The following is a 15,867-nucleotide window of genomic DNA, read 5'->3' as shown; positions in this document are numbered from 1 at the left end:
GGTTTTGACAGAGAGTGCTACAGCGCGCAGGCTGGTTATTTTAATCTCAGGTCGTGGTTCAAATATGCAGGCTATTGTAGACGCAATACGTCACAACGGTTGGCCAGCAGAAGTTTGTGCCGTGATCACGCACAGAGCAAACTCAGAAGGTATGCAGTGGGCACAGCAGCAAGGCATAGCAACCCACTATATTAACCATACAGAATACGAAAGCCGAGAGCACTTTGATGCTGTGCTGCAAGAAACCATAGATGGCTATGGGCCAGATTACGTATTACTGGCTGGCTTTATGCGTGTGTTAACCCCTGGTTTCGTGCGCCATTACATGGGGCGCTTAATTAATGTACACCCATCACTGCTGCCGCTTTTCCCAGGTTTGCACACGCATCAGCAAGCGCTGGATGCGGGTGTGCAGTGGCACGGATGTACGGTTCATTTTGTTACCCCAGAGTTGGATAGCGGTCCAACCATTGCGCAAGGTATTGTGCCAGTAGAGGCTGGGGATGATGCGCAGCAATTGGCTGAGCGTCTTTTGCCCGTGGAGCATAAGGTCTATATAGAGGTGGTACGTTGGCTGATAGAAGGCCGAGTACAATGCCTAGATGATGGACGTGTACAGGTTGCCGGTGTAACCTCCCGCGGGTTTATATAAATTTGTTGTAATTTGCTGTTAGGTGGCTATGTCTCAGGTTTCTCCTTCTCGTTTTATCCGTGTTCATCAACGCGTCCAGCAATTGCAGGAAGTGATGCTATTGCTTAAAGGTTGGCAACAACCCGCCGATGCTGTGTTGGCACAATGGATGAAAAATCAGTCTGCCTTGGGTGGACGCGATAGGGCAGAGCTGAGTGATGCTGTATTTGCCTTATTGCGCCATTGGCGCTTGTTTGAACAGCTCACGCACAGCGCAGGTGAGCAGCAACCCCGACAAATGGCCTTGTTGGCATTGGCAGAGTTGCACGGCATAGAGGCTGTGAGCCAAGAGCTAGAGGCCGAAGACCAGGCGTGGTTGAAGCAAACGTTGGCGGTAGATACGGCTAATTTGCCTTTTGCGCAACGTTTTAGCCTGCCTGACTGGTTAGCAGAAGAGCTGCAAAAACAAGCTGAGCCTGAAGCATTGGCTGCTGCCTTAAACGTGGAAGCAGGTGTGGATATACGCGTGAACCCTATGCGCGCAGATCGCAAGAAAATGTTGGCTACGTTGCAAGCAGGTGAGCGCGCGGCATTTAACCCTGAAGCCATGCGCTATTCGCCATGGGGGATTCGTTTGGAAGGCCGCCCTACGTTGCGCCACTGGCCTGAATTCGAAAAAGGCGAGCTGGAAGTACAAGACGAAGGTAGTCAAATTCTGGCGGCCTTGGTTGCGCCTCGTCGTAATGAGTTGATTATCGACTTTTGTGCTGGAGCAGGGGGCAAAAGCCTACTGTTAGGGGCATTGATGCGTGGTACAGGGAAACTGTATGCCATGGATGTGTCGGCAGCGCGTTTGGAACGAGCTAAGCCGCGTTTTGCACGTTGCGGTTTAGATAACGTGAACAGCATGGCCATTGCAGAAAATGACGATAAGCGTTTGCAGCGCTTTTATGGCAAGGCTCAACGTGTATTAGTAGATGCTCCGTGTAGCGGATTGGGAACTTTACGTCGTAATCCTGATCTAAAATGGCGGTTACGAGCAGAAGAAATTTCGCAATATGTTGAGCTACAGCAAGTGATTCTGCAACGTGCTGCCAAGTGCGTGGCGCCAGGTGGTAGACTGGTCTACGCTACATGTAGTGTGCTGCCTGAAGAAAATGAGCAACAGATCCAGACTTTTTTGCAGGCATGCCCAGACTTCCAAGTAGTACCAGTAAATGAGGTATTAAAAGCTCGTATACCTGATTTGCTGATGCAGGGTGATTATTTAAGCCTGCGTCCTGATCTGCATGGAACGGATGGTTTTTTTGCAGCAGTTCTCGTGCGAACAGCAGTTACTTCTTGATAGGGTTGACATTGCAATTGAAATATTGCTGTCTTCTATACCCCAAGTGAGCTACACTTTTCGTGTCTTTATCTTCATGGATCATCTATAAAAGGTCTATGCAAAATTTTCTGAATTTTCTAGCTGGCGGGTTCTTGCAACTGTCTTGGTGGCAGGTTGTCTTGATTACCCTTGTGCTTACTCACATTACTATTGTGTCGGTGACAGTATTCCTTCACCGTAGCCAAGCCCACCGAGGCTTGGATTTGCATCCGGCTGTGATGCACTTTTTCCGTTTCTGGCTTTGGATGACCACCGGTATGGTCACCAAAGAATGGGTGGCTATCCACCGTAAACACCATGCGCGCTGCGAGCGTGAAGGTGATCCCCATTCGCCCGTAGTCTTTGGTTTGGGTATGGTTTTCTTCCGTGGTGCAGAACTGTATCGCTTGGAAGCAACAAACGAAGAAACATTGAAACGCTTTGGTCACGGTACGCCGGATGACTGGATGGAGCGCAATGTGTACTCCAAACATAACCTGCTTGGTATCTTGATCATGTTGGTTATCGACATTCTGCTTTTTGGCCTAGAAGGCTTGGCAGTGTGGGCGGTACAAATGGCATGGATTCCATTCTGGGCTGCTGGCGTTGTAAACGGTTTGGGCCACGCAGTGGGCTACCGTAACTTTGCTAGTCCTGACACCAGTACCAACGTGTTCCCTATTGGGATCATCATCGGTGGTGAGGAATTGCATAACAACCACCACGCGTACGGTACATCCGCAAAATTCTCCAGCAAATGGTACGAATTTGACTTGGGTTGGTGCTATATCAGTGTGCTGAAGTTCTTGGGACTGGCTCAGGTGAAAAAAGTAGCACCTAAGTTGAAACTGGAACCAGAAAACAATGCGCAAGCAGATGGCATTAGCTTGTCTACCTTGCAGGGCGTTATCACGCACCGCTACGAAATCTTGGCACGTTATGCTGACATTATCAGCAACACTGCTAAAGAAGAGCTGGCACGTTTGAAGCCTTCTCTGAATGCAGCGGATCCTAACTGCAAATGGAGCTTGCTGAAACGTTGCGGCGACTGGATCGGTCGTGGTGATGAAGTTCTGGATCCAGAACAGCGTGCTCAGTTGCAAACTGTGTTGGAAGAAGATACTCGCCTGTCTACAGTGGTGCGTATGCAAATGGAATTGTCCCGTATCTGGGAAAGCTCCACCGCATCCAGTGAACAGTTGTTGGCTGATTTGCGTGGCTGGTGCCAGCGCGCACAGCAAAGCGGTATTGAGAGCCTGGAACAATTTGCGCAACGTCTGCGCCGCTACGCGGCATGATAGATGGCCTGAACTCACAGCAGCAACAGGCAGTCACACAAGCTCCCGTCCATACCTTAGTGTTGGCGGGAGCAGGCAGCGGAAAAACGCGAGTCCTGACTACCCGAATGGCTTGGTTGATGCAAACGCAGCAACTAAGCCCTTTTGCTTTAATGGCGGTTACCTTTACCAATAAGGCGGCTCGCGAAATGCTGACGCGCTTGCAAGCGCAGATGCCCATCGACACGCGTGGTATGTGGGTAGGTACTTTCCACGGGCTGTGTAATCGCTTACTGCGAGCACATCATCGTGATGCCGGTTTACCCCAAAGTTTCCAAATACTAGACAGCGCAGACCAGTTATCTGCCATCAAGCGTTTGCTGAAAGCAGGCAATGTGGATGATGAAAAGTATCCGCCTCGCGATGTGCAGCGCTTTATTAATTCCAGCAAAGAAGACGGTTTTAGACCCGATGCTTTAGACGAGTTTGACCCGCACCAGAAAATGCTGGTGGCGTTGTATCAACAGTATCAAGAGCAGTGCGAGCGCGAAGGCGTTGTAGACTTTGCTGAGTTGTTGTTGCGCGCCTATGAGCTGCTGCAACGCAACGAACCTATACGTAAGCATTACCAACGCCGTTTCCGCCATATTCTGGTGGATGAGTTTCAAGATACCAACCGTTTGCAGTACAAGTGGTTGCAGCTCTTGGCAGGTGATGGCGCGGCAATCTTTGCCGTTGGTGATGATGACCAGTCTATTTATGCCTTCCGTGGTGCCAATGTCGGCAATATGGCGGATTTCGAGCGCCAGTATGCCAAAGGCAATGTGATCCGTTTAGAGCAAAACTACCGCTCTAGTGCGCACATTCTGGATGCTGCGAACGCGTTAATTGCCAAGAATAAGAATCGTCTGGGTAAAAACCTGTGGACGGATTCTGGTGAGGGCGAGCAAATACGCGTATCAGAGCAGGCATCGGATACCTTAGAGGCACAGTGGGTGGTAGACGAAATTCGTGCCTTGATACGCGACGGTTGGGCGCGTGATCAGATCGCGATTTTGTACCGTAGTAACGCACAGTCTAGGGTGCTTGAGCACCATTTGTTTAGCTCAGGCATTCCCTACAAAGTTTATGGTGGTCAGCGCTTCTTTGAGCGCCAAGAGATCAAGCACGTACTAGCTTACTTGAGACTCATTCATAACCCGTTTGACGATACTTCCTGGCTGCGAGTAGTGAACTTCCCTACACGTGGTATAGGCGCGCGCTCTCTTGAAACTTTAGGGGATCATGCGCGTCAGTACGGCATTAGCTTGTACCAAGCAGTGCCTTATATGAGCGGAAGAGCCGCCAGCAGTTTGCAAGCCTTTGTGGAGCTTATTCATAGGTTGGCAAGTGAAGCACAAGTGGTGTCACTGCCTGAACTGATCGAGCTAGTTGTACATGAAAGTGGTTTGTTAGCGCATTATCAAGCCGATAGAGAAGGCGCAGAGCGTTTAGAAAACTTGCAAGAGTTGGTGAACGCGGCAACTGTCTTCGAGCAGGAAGAAAACTTCGCAGGTTCGCCTGCAGGTCGTATTCCAGAAGCCATACCAGGATCAGTTCCTGAAACAGAAAGTGGCTTGCCGGCATTGGCGCCTATGTCTGCATTGGGGGCATTCCTGACACATGCCTCCTTAGAGGCGGGTGATAACCAAGCTCAAAAAGGCGAAGATGCGATTCAGCTAATGACTACGCACGCTGCTAAGGGTTTGGAGTTTGACGCGGTGTTTGTGACGGGCTTAGAAGAAGGCCTGTTCCCACACGATAACAGTATTGGCGAGCCCGGTGGCTTGGAAGAAGAGCGTCGTTTGATGTACGTGGCTATTACCCGTGCACGCAAACGTTTGTACATTACGCTCGCGCAAAGCCGTATGTTGCACGGCCAAACACGCTACGCGATGCGTTCACGTTTCCTAGACGAAGTACCAGAGCAGCATCTGAAGTGGCTTACACCACAGGTGCGAGTGCAAGAAAATACGGCATCGTCTGGTACTACTAGCTGGGGAGGTGGTGCCTTTAGGCGTGGTTCTAGTTGGCAAGGTCAACAGGGCAGCAGCATGCGAGTGAATACGCCTAACTTCAGCGCCAGTGGCGGTGTGGTGGTGGGCGATAAGCACTTCCGGGTAGGGCAAGGTGTGCGTCATCAGAAGTTTGGTGATGGCACAATTTTGAACTTAAGCGGTAGTGGTAATGACGCGCAGGCGCAAATTCAATTCCGAGATGCGGGGATGAAGACGCTGGCATTAGGGATCGCGAAGATAGAGATTATTGCCGGCTGATTGTTGTGGCTAGAATCGGTTAGGAAAGGCTTCACATGGGATTCTGTGTGAGGTCTTTTTTTGTGGGGTGTTGGCGGCAGATGTGAGGCTGTATTCATTGCACGCGCTGGGGAGCTGCAGAAGAATTTTTTTGATTTGAGACACCAAATCAAAAAAATTTTCTCTCCGCCCCCCTGAAGTTTTGGTTGTTGATAGGCTTACAGCCCTTTCTTGTGGGCCGTTCTAGTAGGCTCGAAATACCCTGCTAAGGGTTGAGGTAGGCTTCTGTGCTGAGTGTTGGATAGCTAGAGGGACTGTTTTGTTTTAGCTTAACGGCTGCTATTCCTGAGGTAAGTCAGATAACTAACGACAGCATTGAATAAGAAATATAGCGCGACACTATGTGTTTGTGCAGAAGTACGCACACCCACAGAAATCATCTGCCTAAAAACCTCTGCAAGCGACGAGCAAAAGGCGGATGGAAGTGTTTTTTTATTTGGTGTCTCAAATAAAAAAATACTTTCGCAGCCTTAGGCTAATGCAGCCCAGTGGTGAGTAAGTGGGCTTTGAGGTGCATTACATTCGTTGAGAGACCAGTCTTACTACGGCAGATAGTCAGTGAGCAGGCTTTTGATTCTGAAAAGCCTCAGAGATAGTCATAGAGCCCATTGAAAGGGGCAGCGGAAGAAAGCTTCAGATATATTCAATCAGAAGCTTTCCACTACCCCTGAAGCAACTGCTATCCATAAATGTACAGCGGCAGACTTACACGACGCTGCAATAGACAGACTACACCAGTGCTTCAATCTGCTCTTGCAGTTCCAACCACTCCTCTTCAAGGCTAGCGTGCTTTTGACTGCACTCACCATGTTCGGCTAAGAGGGCTGGGCGCTGAGCTTTGTACGCGTCAGTGTAGAAGTCGGGGTCTGCAATCAGCGTATCCAACTCCTCAATACGTACGGCCAGTTTTTCCATGCTGGCTTCTATCTTTTGTACCTGCTTTTCCAGCGGCTTACGTAATACGGCCAATCGCTGACGCTCTTGGGCTTCGTTTTTGCGCTGTTGGCGTCTATCTACAGCGGGAGCCTCTGTACCATCTTCTTGAATGATGGTGGAGCCGCCTGTTAGGCTTTGACGCTTTTGCAGCCATTCGCGGTAGTCTTCAAGATCGCCATCGAACTCTTGCACTTGTCCGTCAGCCACAATCCAGAAGTCGTCTACCGTGCTACGTAGCAATTGCCTATCGTGCGAAACGATAATCACACTGCCTTCGTACTCGGCTAGCGCTTGGCTAAGAGCCTCTCGTGTTTCTACGTCTAAGTGGTTGGTAGGTTCATCAAGCAGCAGCAAGTTGGGCTTGCGCCAAACAATAAGCGCGAGCGCTAAACGTGCTTTTTCACCACCAGAAAAACCTGCAGTGGTGTCCATCGCCATGTTGCCACTAAAACCAAAGCGACCTAGGTAGTTACGCAATTCTTGTTCGCGTACTTCAGGAGCAATGCGTTGCAGATGTAGGATGGGGGAGGCGTTGGCATCAATCATGTCTAGCTGATGCTGGGCAAAGTAGCCTACTTCTAAGCGGCTTGAGCACACCAGTTCACCAGACAAGGGCTTTAGCTCTTGCGCCAGTGTTTTGATCAGTGTGGATTTACCTGCTCCGTTCACACCCAAAATACCTATACGAGCACCACCGCGTACATCCAGTTTGATTTTGTTCAGGATGATACGTGGAGCATCGCTAGCTTGCTCGGCTTGGTAACCTAAGTCGGCATCTATCAAGCGCAGTAAGGGGTCAGGCATGGACTGCGGCTCTGGCAGGTGTATGTCTAGCGTGCTGTCCGTTTTAAGCGGGGCTAAGGCTTGCATACGGGCCAAGGCTTTCACTCGGCTTTGCGCTTGTTTGGCTTTGCTGGCTTTGGCCTTAAACCTATCAATAAAAGCTTGCAGTTTGGCGGTTTCGCGCCCTTGGCGTTCGTGTGCTAGGGTTAGCTGCCGTGCTTTTTCCGCACGCTGGGTGAGGAAGTCTTGGTAGGTACCGCGATAGCGCTCTAACTTCTGATGGTCAAAGTGCAAAATAATACGCGCCACGGCATCCAGGAACTCGGTGTCGTGAGAAATAATGAGCACAGTGCCTGGGTAAGACACCAACCAGCGCTCTAACCAGAGCATGGCGTCTAAGTCCAAGTGGTTGGTGGGTTCGTCCAGCAAGAGCAGGTCAGAAGGGGCCATCAGCGCACGAGCTAAGGCTAAACGCATTTGCCAACCACCAGAAAACTCGCCTACTGGGCGCATCCATTGGTCAGGTTTAAACCCCAAACCCGCCAATAGTTGTTCTGCGCGTGATGGGGCAGACCATGCGTCGGCTTCGATAAGCAAGGCCTCTAATTCGGCAATGCGTTCGCCATCGGCGTCGCTACATTGGGCGCGTTGCTGTTGCAGGCCACGCAAATAGGTGTCGCCATCAATAACGAACTCGCGGGCAGGTCTGTCGCGGTCGTTGATTTCCTGCTCCACACTGGCCATGCGCCAGCTTTCTGGCATGTCTAGCTGGCCGCTATCGGCATCCAGCTCGCCTTTAAGCAGGGCAAAGAGGGTGGATTTACCTGCGCCATTGCGACCGACTACACCTACACGCTCGCCAGGGTGAATGGTGAATTCGGCTTGGTCTAGTAAGACTTTAATGCCACGGCGTAATGAAAGATTAGAGGCTCTGATCACGCTTCCAACTGCTCCTTGGTGAGTAGCAGAATCTGATCCTCTGCATTTTCTGTGCTTAGCCAAACGGGGTCTAGATGAGGAAATGCTTCTACAAAGTTGGCGTATTCATTACCAATTTCTAAGACCAAGATGCCATCGTCGGTAAGGTGCTCGGCAGCACCTTCAATAATGCGGCGTACCAGTATCATGCCATCGTCGCCACCCGCTAAGGCGAGTCTAGGCTCGCGCAGGTATTCCTCTGGTAAGGCCTGCATAGAGTCTTCATTCACGTAGGGAGGGTTGCTGATAATGATCTGGTAGCGGCTAGGTGGCAAGGCTTCGTAGAGATCACCTTCAAATAACTGTAAACGTTCCTCTAGCTCGTAGTCGTGCACGTTTTTCTGGGCCACAGCCAGTGCGTCAGGCGATAAATCTACCGCATCGACTAAGGCGTTTTCAAACACATTGGCGGCAATGATGGCCAAGCAGCCACTGCCTGTGCAAAGGTCTAGGACGCTGCTGATGTCTTCAGGCTCTTCTACCCAAGGGGAGAGTTGCTGCATCAAAAGTTCAGAGATAGGTGAGCGCGGAACAATGCAGCGTTCATCTACTGTGAATTTATAACCTTGCAACCATGCTTCGCCTGTTAGGTAAGCAGCGGGAAGGCGTTCAGAGCAACGGTGCGCAATGATGTCTATGCAACGTTGGCGTTCTTGTTTGGTTAGCCTGCAGTCCAGAAAAGGTTCCAACGTATCGGGCGGCATGTGCAAGCTGAACAGCACCAAATAGACGGCTTCGTCCCATGCGTTATCGCTGCCATGGCCAAAGCTGAGTTTGTGAGCATTGAACTGGCTGACGGACCAACGCAATACATCGCGCAGGGTACGAAGCTCATCTACCGCGTTGTGGCAGTGTTCTGTAAAAGAGGAATGTGACACGATCAATCCTAGAATAGGGCAGGCCATTGCACCCTGTAGAGAAGGGTGAGGCTAAAACTAACAATGCCCTATTGTACTGGCTCTATGCAGCAGATCAGGAAGAAAAACGTGCAGGTAACAGCTTTTTCAAGGGTAGGCGTTGCACAATGAGTGCGGCCACGGCGGAGATGACCAATGCGCCTAGCATGTCAAAGGGGAAATGGACCCCCAGATAAATGCGAGCCCATGCAACCAAGGCTGCCAGAAAGAGAATAATAGCGCCGGTAGCACGTGTGGCCGCGATAAGTAATAGCGGGAAACCGGTCGCTAATACTAATGTCATGTGAATGCTAGGAAAGGACGAGGTGGGGGCGTGATCCGTTAAGGTGCGACCCAAACCCATCACAAATGGACGAGCGTGTTCGAAGTTATACCGAAAGAGGTAAGCAACGCTAAGAGCGAGTACTAAGGTGCACCCTACACGCAGCATAATTAATGGTGCTTGCTCACGGTGCATAGGTAGGGTTAAGAGGGCAAGCAGCGCCGCCATGATGAGAGGCCATTCGGCTAAAAACCTACCACTTTCTATTAGCCACGATGGGGCATCCGCACCGGCATTGATCCATAAAAATAGTTTTTGGTTAAACGCTTCCACTACAAACAACCTTTTCTAACATCTACAGCAATCCTAAATTATACGCATGTGACATGACTTGATTCGCAGAGCATTGCAGGATGTTACGTATCCCCCGTTTTACGGCGTTATAGTTACAATCTATAACGGTGGGATAATGTTGTCCTAGTTGGTAAAGTAAGCGGTTGCGTTACACCCGTAACCAGAGTGATAGCCAAGCGTGGCATCAAGCGCGTTTGTGGCCCTGATGTGATGACTATGGGGCAGGGGTGCTGGCCTACAAGTGAGCATTGACTGCTCAGAGCCGACTACAGGCGCATGAATACTAGCGTAGCGCTATGCATCCATAGGTTTCCCCCAGCGTTATGCACAGCGCATGGGGATAAGTTGCAGGTATGTGTATAAGGATAACGATATGAATCTAGTTGCGTTAGAAGCCATGCTAGCAAAAGGTATGGATTCGCCATTACTACGGTTCGGTTTGGGTAAAGCTTATTTAGACCAGCAGCAACCAGAGCAAGCAATAGTACATTTGCTTGCATGCGTGCAACAGGATCCGCAGTACTCTGCAGCATGGCAGATCTTAGGCCAAGCTTATGTAGACCATGCAGAGCATGATGCTGCTCGCGAAAGCTGGGAAACAGGCATAGCCGTAGCCCAAGCAAAAGGCGATAAGCAGGCCGAGAAAATTATGAACGTGTTTTTACGTAGGCTGGATAAGCAGCAACGTACAGATTAAGAGCAGTGGCTTAAGCAAAGCCAGCGATACGAAGTAGTAAGGTAGTAGCAGGTAGTAATGGCAGAACGGAAAAAATCAGGAACATCACGCGCTGTGGGCAAGCGGCGCGTGGCGCGTGGGGCAAGTGGTGGGCTAGCAAAGTTTTGGCGTACGGTAAGTCTGACAGCCATTGCGGTGTTTAGTATTAGTAGTGTGTTGTGGCATGCCGATGGCTGGCATGTGAAAGATGAGTTGGAGCTTAAATGGGCTGAGCTGCAAGCAATTTTGCAGTCAGTAGATGAGCCCGCTTTAGCAGCGCCAACCGCTTCGCAGCATGTGCAAACCTCTTTCTCTCAGTGCACACAGATGTTTCCAGGGCCTAGGCCTATTGTGCCCAATGCGGAACGATTACGTGAATTATGCTTTAGCGCTTTTGCCATTTTGCATAATGGCCAAACTAAAACCCCAGTTTTTGTGGCGCAGCGGTTAAACCGGCAAATGCTGAATAATGCGAAAGGGGTAGCGCGTACCGACCGTTTCTATGAAGAGGCGCGTTTACCTAAGGTGGAGCGTGCCACGCTCAACGATTATCGACGCTCTGGTTATTCGCGTGGCCACATGGCGCCAGCAGGTGATATGCATACGGTTGATGCGATGGCGCAAAGTTTCTCGCTGGCGAATATGGTGCCGCAAGATCAGCGTCATAACTCTGGGGCATGGAGCCGTATAGAAAACGATACACGTAAATATGTGAGCAGAGCGCAAGGCGATGTGTACGTATTTACCGGCCCTTTTTATGGTAATCGAGAGACTGTAGTGGGTGAGGGGCAGGTGATAGTGCCTACGCACTTATATAAAGTGGTGTATGACGCGACCACAGGGCGTTCATGGGTGCATTGGCACGAAAACCAACCGGGTACTAAAGCCGGACCACCCATCAGTTATGCGGATTTTGTTCAGCGCACGGGGCTGCATTTGTTACCTCAGGTGTTGCCTTCTCAGTAAGAAAAGGTGTTCAGCTTTGGTAACAACAATCTGGCTGAACTCAAAAGTGGCTGTGGCATGATGAAGGTAGTCTTTAAATCAAGGAGAATCCTAGCAATGAAAAAACTACAATTGGCGATGGTTGTTGTGTTATCCGGTTTGGCGTATTCGGCTTCTGCGCAAAACCACGGCTGTGATCGCAAAATGCAATCACTGGAAACGCAGATGAATTATGCGAAACAGCATGGTAATGTGCACCGTCAACGTGGTTTGGAACGTGCTATGGCGAACGTACAAGCGCATTGCTCTGATGCTTACTTGTTGCGTGATTTGCAAGAGGATATAGACGACCAAGAAGAGGATATCGCTGAGATTCTTGAGGAAATCCAAGAGAAGCAAGCGGAAGGTCGTTTGGATAAAGTAGAGCGACTACAACGTAAGTTAGAACGTAAACGTCAGAAATTGTCTGATTTGCAAGCTGAGTTGGCTGATTTACAGTCTATGCCTAATAGTCCAGATACGCGTCATCGTATGCCGCAGCAGCATCGATAAAATGCTTGATAAAAGGCCTATAACCATAGTGGGTTATAGGCCTTTTTTTATTAATGCGTCGTTTTCTTTGGAGCGGAACCGTCTTGTTTGCCAAGTACGGCTCTGGCAAGTTCAGTGGTTTCTTTGATGCGCGATTTCATTGTTTTTTTAGCAGTTTCGGGCAAGTTGTAGCGATCAGAGATTTCGTCTGCAATAGCGTAAAGCAAGTTCAGAGTTTCTTGAGCTTGGCCGGTTTTTGCGGCAAACATAGCCAAATGAGCAGACAGTAGTGCTTGGTCTGCTAGGGCGATACCCAGTAGGGTTTGATGATCTTGTGTGGAGGTGGTTTGACTCATGTGTATTCCGAAAAAGCGGGGCAGTATCTGCTGATATAAATAAGCCATTTTAGCAGGTTGGAATAAGGCTGTAGTGCTGCCATAGCTGTGTAAAATGCAGAATAGAGCGACGAACTTTTGATAGGCACAAGGAGCGGGCATGACCCTGAGCAAAGCCGTAAAAGCAACTGCGGTAGCAATACCTTTATTGTTATTGGCAGCATGTAAGACAGTACCGTTAACGCCCGAGCAAGAGGCGATATTGCAAAGTGAAGAGTGTGGAGCCCCTACTTTTCAATACTTGGTGGGTACACCGGCAGACAACCTAAACACAGATGTGTTGCCACCTTATACCCGCGTCATTTACCCATTTTCTGCTGTCACCATGGATTACAACCCCATGCGTTTAAATGTGTATGTGAATGAGGAAGGTTTTATCACACGTTTGGCATGCGGCTAGGTCTGGCAGTAGTAAGGAAGGAGAAAGTATGAAATGGGTGAAAAAGAGCGTGTTGGTAGCGTGTTGTGTAGCGAGCTTTTCTGTGTGGTCACAGCCTCAAGAGCAGCAGCACTATAGTGTGGGCGAGCTAGAGGTACGAGCAGACAGTATAGAAGTGCTGGAGCCATCGTTATTGCATGCCAAAGGCAACGTCACAATTACTCAAGGTGATTCGGAAGTTAAAACCGATGAAGCGCGTGTGAAAGTACCAGCGCAAGCCGAGTTGTTTGATGCGAGTTTGCTAAAAGGCAAAACGGAAATGGATGGCGAAATTAAGCTTTATAAAGAAGGTTTTTTGCCAATGAACTCATCCAGACAGGAAACGTATTGGTGGAATCCTGATAAAAAAGTCTGTCTAAATACTAAAGTCGAAGCTGGCTATTATTCTGAGTTGACACAAGTCGACAATAGTGAATGTGAGGCATAATTTTATTTAAAAACAGTATCTTGTCTGTTAATAAGGCGTGGAAAATTGCTACGCCTTCTTTTTTTGATTACAAAAAGATAACTAATAAAGTGAAAAAGTTAGCCAATAGGGATTCATTAGGTGATAGAAATGAATGATGATAAGCGTTGATATTGACTCTATAAATCAATGCATAAAACATTCAGCAAGCAATAGCTTCCAGTACGTAAATCTTTGTATTTAGTGTGGAGTGGTTATGGACACCTACAAGCCCTACGAGCACCCGGCCGGAGGCTGGGATGCGCTTAAAGCGATGGAGACAGCGTTGATTAAGCAGGATATTCCTGCAGAAGGGATGCGCATCTTATCTAGAATGAACCAGCACGATGGTTTTGATTGCCCAGGTTGTGGTTGGGCAGACCCTAAGCAAACCTCTAAATTTGAGTATTGCGAAAATGGCGGTAAAGCCATTGCGTGGGAATCCACGAAAAAACGATGTACTCCCGAGTTTTTTGCCAAGCACACCGTAACAGAGTTGGCAGCATGGGATGATTATGATTTGGAAATGGTAGGGCGTTTAACACACCCTATGCAGTACGACCCACAAAGTGATCGTTACAAGCCGGTGAGTTGGGATCAGGCTTTTTCTGTTGTGGCGTCACATTTACAAGCGCTAGAGCATCCTAATCAAGCCGAGTTCTATACCTCGGGCAGGGCGTCCAACGAAGCGGCGTATTTGTTCCAGCTGTTTGCTAGAGAGTACGGAACGAATAACTTTCCTGATTGCTCGAATATGTGTCATGAGCCTACCAGTGTAGGGCTGCCGCAATCCATAGGCGTGGGTAAAGGTACTGTGTTACTGGAGGACTTCGATAAAACCGACTGTATTTTTATTTTCGGGCAAAATCCGGGTACTAATAGCCCTCGCATGATGACATCGCTACGTAACGCGGCGAAGCGTGGTGCGACCATTATGTCATTTAACCCTTTCAGGGAGCGGGCGTTAGAGCGCTTCCAAGCACCACAGGACCCTGTGGAAATGGCTACCTTCAGTTCTACGCAAATCTCCTCCAAGTTGTTTCAGGTGAAAGTGGGTGGGGATGTCGCAGCGATCAAAGGGATTATTAAGTGCTTGTTAGCGATGGACGAGCAAGCCCAAGCCCAGAATCTACCCGCTGTGCTGGATTGGACTTTCATTAAAGGCCATACCAGTGGTTTCGATGAGATGGCGGCTGATGTGAATAGAACGTCGTGGGCGGACATAGAGCGTGTTTCTGGTCTATCCCAAGCTGATTTACAGCTAGCTGCGGATGCTTATGCCAAAGCAGATAGTGCGATTTTGGTGTACGGCATGGGCATTACTCAGCACCGTCATGGCACGCATAATGTACGTCAGGTGGCGAACTTGGCTTTGCTGCGCGGTAATGTGGGTAAGGAGGGGGCGGGTATATGCCCTGTGCGAGGCCACTCTAATGTGCAAGGGGACCGTACGGTAGGCATTACCGAAATTCCCGCTAAAGATTTTTTAGATAGGTTGCAAGCACATTACGGATTTGAGCCACCTCGCGAGCCAGGTCACAACGTGGTATCCGCGCTGGAAGCGATGGTACGTGGCGAGAGCCGGGTGTTTATAGGTTTAGGTGGAAACTTCTCTGTGGCGATTCCTGACTGGGATCAAACACAACAAGCGATGCGTAAGTTGAATCTTACTGTGCACATTTCTACTAAGCTGAATCGTAGCCACTTAGTTCACGGTAAAGACGCGTTAATTTTGCCCTGTTTAGGGCGCACAGAACGCGATGAGCAAGAAACGGGTTTGCAAGCGATGACGGTAGAGGATTCTATGTCTATGGTGCATGCGACCAAAGGTACGTTTACGCCGGCTTCAGAGTTTTTGCGTAGTGAACCAGCGATTGTGGCGGGGATGGCCCGAGCAACAATGGGGCCGGAGTCTACGGTGAAGTGGGAGTACTTGATCGCGGATTACGCTCGCATACGTGACGATATTGAAGCCGTTTTTCCGACGTTGTTCCAAGCGTATAACCTGCGTATTCAACAGCCTGGAGGGTTTCACTTGCCTTCTGCGGCTCGTGAGCGTGTATGGGCTACGCCATCCGGTAAAGCCAACTTTTTGATCAGTGAAGGGCTGTGCGAAGATACGCAGCAAAATGATGCGGACGTATTGTGGCTGTCTACAGTGCGTAGTCACGATCAATACAACACGACGCTGTACTCGCACTCTGATCGCTACAGGGGCATACACAATGCCAGAGATGTGTTGTTCATGAATGAAAGTGAAATCGCCAGGCTAGGCTTTGAGTCGGGTGATAGAGTGGATTTGGTGACGAACTCTACGGATGGCATTGAACGTAGGGTGAATAATTTTCAGATTATTGCGTATCCATTTCCAGATGGTAGCTGTGCGGCCTATTATCCCGAGACCAATCCGTTGGTGCCTTTATATGATCATGACCCACAAAGTAATACTCCGGCATCAAAAGGGGTGCCAGTGCGGTTAGTGCGCTCCGCTTAATGCAATAGTAGGAATGAGGGTGTGTAATGACGAATTGCACACCCT

The 15,867-nt window shown here is 49.4% G+C and carries 14 protein-coding genes; 10 read left to right on the top strand and 4 right to left on the bottom strand.

Annotation, left to right across the window (positions count from 1 at the left end; translation table 11 throughout):
- The first annotated feature begins 4 nt into the window (after positions 1–4).
- The 4 genes from purN to GY634_RS05705 all read left to right on the top strand — a co-directional run bounded on the left by purN (position 5) and on the right by GY634_RS05705 (position 5,589).
- Positions 5–652 (top strand): phosphoribosylglycinamide formyltransferase, encoded by a 648-nt coding sequence (gene purN, locus GY634_RS05720; RefSeq protein WP_166407594.1) that lies wholly within the window; start codon positions 5–7, stop codon positions 650–652.
- Positions 653–680: 28 nt separating this feature from the next.
- The gene (locus GY634_RS05715) at positions 681–1,976 is read left to right on the top strand and encodes an RsmB/NOP family class I SAM-dependent RNA methyltransferase (RefSeq protein ID WP_166407593.1); all 1,296 of its coding nucleotides are present in this window, start codon (positions 681–683) and stop codon (positions 1,974–1,976) included.
- A 98-nt stretch (positions 1,977–2,074) separates the two neighbouring features.
- Entirely contained in the window at positions 2,075–3,295 is a 1,221-nt protein-coding gene (locus GY634_RS05710; protein ID WP_166407592.1) for a DesA family fatty acid desaturase, read from the top strand.
- Complete coding sequence (locus GY634_RS05705) at positions 3,292–5,589, top strand: UvrD-helicase domain-containing protein (protein WP_166407591.1); 2,298 nt, start codon at positions 3,292–3,294, stop codon at positions 5,587–5,589. The genes GY634_RS05710 and GY634_RS05705 overlap by 4 nt, the downstream gene beginning before the upstream one ends.
- Positions 5,590–6,357: 768 nt before the next feature.
- Here the strand turns inward: GY634_RS05705 and GY634_RS05700 are convergent.
- The 3 genes from GY634_RS05700 to GY634_RS05690 form a co-directional block, all read right to left on the bottom strand.
- A complete protein-coding gene (locus tag GY634_RS05700; protein WP_166407590.1) occupies positions 6,358–8,286 on the bottom strand; it encodes an ABC-F family ATP-binding cassette domain-containing protein in 1,929 nt (642 codons plus the stop codon).
- Positions 8,283–9,230 (bottom strand): 50S ribosomal protein L3 N(5)-glutamine methyltransferase, encoded by a 948-nt coding sequence (prmB, locus tag GY634_RS05695; RefSeq protein ID WP_166407589.1) that lies wholly within the window; start codon positions 9,228–9,230, stop codon positions 8,283–8,285. Before prmB ends, GY634_RS05700 begins: the two co-directional genes overlap by 4 nt.
- A 67-nt stretch (positions 9,231–9,297) precedes the next feature.
- A complete protein-coding gene (locus GY634_RS05690; RefSeq protein WP_166407588.1) occupies positions 9,298–9,837 on the bottom strand; it encodes a phosphatase PAP2 family protein in 540 nt (179 codons plus the stop codon).
- 394 nt (positions 9,838–10,231) lie between these two features.
- Here GY634_RS05690 and GY634_RS05685 point away from each other — a divergent pair, with 394 nt between their 5' ends.
- From GY634_RS05685 to GY634_RS05675, 3 genes are all read left to right on the top strand, one after another.
- Positions 10,232–10,555 (top strand): tetratricopeptide repeat protein, encoded by a 324-nt coding sequence (locus GY634_RS05685; RefSeq protein WP_166407587.1) that lies wholly within the window; start codon positions 10,232–10,234, stop codon positions 10,553–10,555.
- Positions 10,556–10,612: 57 nt separating this feature from the next.
- Complete coding sequence (locus GY634_RS05680; protein WP_166407586.1) at positions 10,613–11,539, top strand: DNA/RNA non-specific endonuclease; 927 nt, start codon at positions 10,613–10,615, stop codon at positions 11,537–11,539.
- Positions 11,540–11,635: 96 nt separating this feature from the next.
- Positions 11,636–12,070 carry a DUF1090 domain-containing protein gene (locus GY634_RS05675; RefSeq protein ID WP_166407585.1) on the top strand — a complete coding sequence of 145 codons (435 nt, stop codon included), beginning with the start codon at positions 11,636–11,638 and terminating at the stop codon, positions 12,068–12,070.
- Positions 12,071–12,120: 50 nt separating this feature from the next.
- Here the strand turns inward: GY634_RS05675 and GY634_RS05670 are convergent, their stop codons facing one another.
- Positions 12,121–12,405 (bottom strand): hypothetical protein, encoded by a 285-nt coding sequence (locus GY634_RS05670; RefSeq protein ID WP_166407584.1) that lies wholly within the window; start codon positions 12,403–12,405, stop codon positions 12,121–12,123.
- A 139-nt stretch (positions 12,406–12,544) separates the two neighbouring features.
- Between GY634_RS05670 and GY634_RS05665 the strand changes: the two genes are divergently transcribed.
- The 3 genes from GY634_RS05665 (at position 12,545) to GY634_RS05655 (ending at position 15,822) form a co-directional block, all read left to right on the top strand.
- Positions 12,545–12,844 carry an I78 family peptidase inhibitor gene (locus GY634_RS05665; RefSeq protein WP_166407583.1) on the top strand — a complete coding sequence of 100 codons (300 nt, stop codon included), beginning with the start codon at positions 12,545–12,547 and terminating at the stop codon, positions 12,842–12,844.
- Between the two features lie 28 nt (positions 12,845–12,872).
- Positions 12,873–13,310 (top strand): LptA/OstA family protein, encoded by a 438-nt coding sequence (locus GY634_RS05660; protein WP_166407582.1) that lies wholly within the window; start codon positions 12,873–12,875, stop codon positions 13,308–13,310.
- A 235-nt stretch (positions 13,311–13,545) separates the two neighbouring features.
- Positions 13,546–15,822, top strand: coding sequence for an FdhF/YdeP family oxidoreductase (locus tag GY634_RS05655; protein ID WP_166407581.1), 2,277 nt, complete (start codon positions 13,546–13,548; stop codon positions 15,820–15,822).
- Positions 15,823–15,867 lie beyond the last annotated feature (45 nt).

The sequence above is a fragment of the Paenalcaligenes suwonensis genome (genome assembly GCF_011290505.1).
GTDB lineage: Bacteria > Pseudomonadota > Gammaproteobacteria > Burkholderiales > Burkholderiaceae_B > Paenalcaligenes > Paenalcaligenes suwonensis.
The sequence above is the reverse complement of the archived record's forward strand: the minus strand, read 5'-3'. Positions and strand labels throughout refer to the sequence as shown.

Excerpts from the sequence above, each read along its gene's own strand:
- GY634_RS05715 (WP_166407593.1), top strand. The coding sequence starts at position 681 with ATGTCTCAGGTTTCTCCTTCTCGTTTTATCCGTGTTCATCAACGCGTC.
- GY634_RS05710 (WP_166407592.1), top strand. The coding sequence starts at position 2,075 with ATGCAAAATTTTCTGAATTTTCTAGCTGGCGGGTTCTTGCAACTGTCT.
- GY634_RS05705 (WP_166407591.1), top strand. The coding sequence starts at position 3,292 with ATGATAGATGGCCTGAACTCACAGCAGCAACAGGCAGTCACACAAGCT.
- prmB (WP_166407589.1), bottom strand. The coding sequence starts at position 9,230 with ATGGCCTGCCCTATTCTAGGATTGATCGTGTCACATTCCTCTTTTACA.
- GY634_RS05685 (WP_166407587.1), top strand. The coding sequence starts at position 10,232 with ATGAATCTAGTTGCGTTAGAAGCCATGCTAGCAAAAGGTATGGATTCG.
- GY634_RS05680 (WP_166407586.1), top strand. The coding sequence starts at position 10,613 with ATGGCAGAACGGAAAAAATCAGGAACATCACGCGCTGTGGGCAAGCGG.
- GY634_RS05675 (WP_166407585.1), top strand. The coding sequence starts at position 11,636 with ATGAAAAAACTACAATTGGCGATGGTTGTTGTGTTATCCGGTTTGGCG.
- GY634_RS05670 (WP_166407584.1), bottom strand. The coding sequence starts at position 12,405 with ATGAGTCAAACCACCTCCACACAAGATCATCAAACCCTACTGGGTATC.
- GY634_RS05665 (WP_166407583.1), top strand. The coding sequence starts at position 12,545 with ATGACCCTGAGCAAAGCCGTAAAAGCAACTGCGGTAGCAATACCTTTA.
- GY634_RS05660 (WP_166407582.1), top strand. The coding sequence starts at position 12,873 with ATGAAATGGGTGAAAAAGAGCGTGTTGGTAGCGTGTTGTGTAGCGAGC.
- GY634_RS05655 (WP_166407581.1), top strand. The coding sequence starts at position 13,546 with ATGGACACCTACAAGCCCTACGAGCACCCGGCCGGAGGCTGGGATGCG.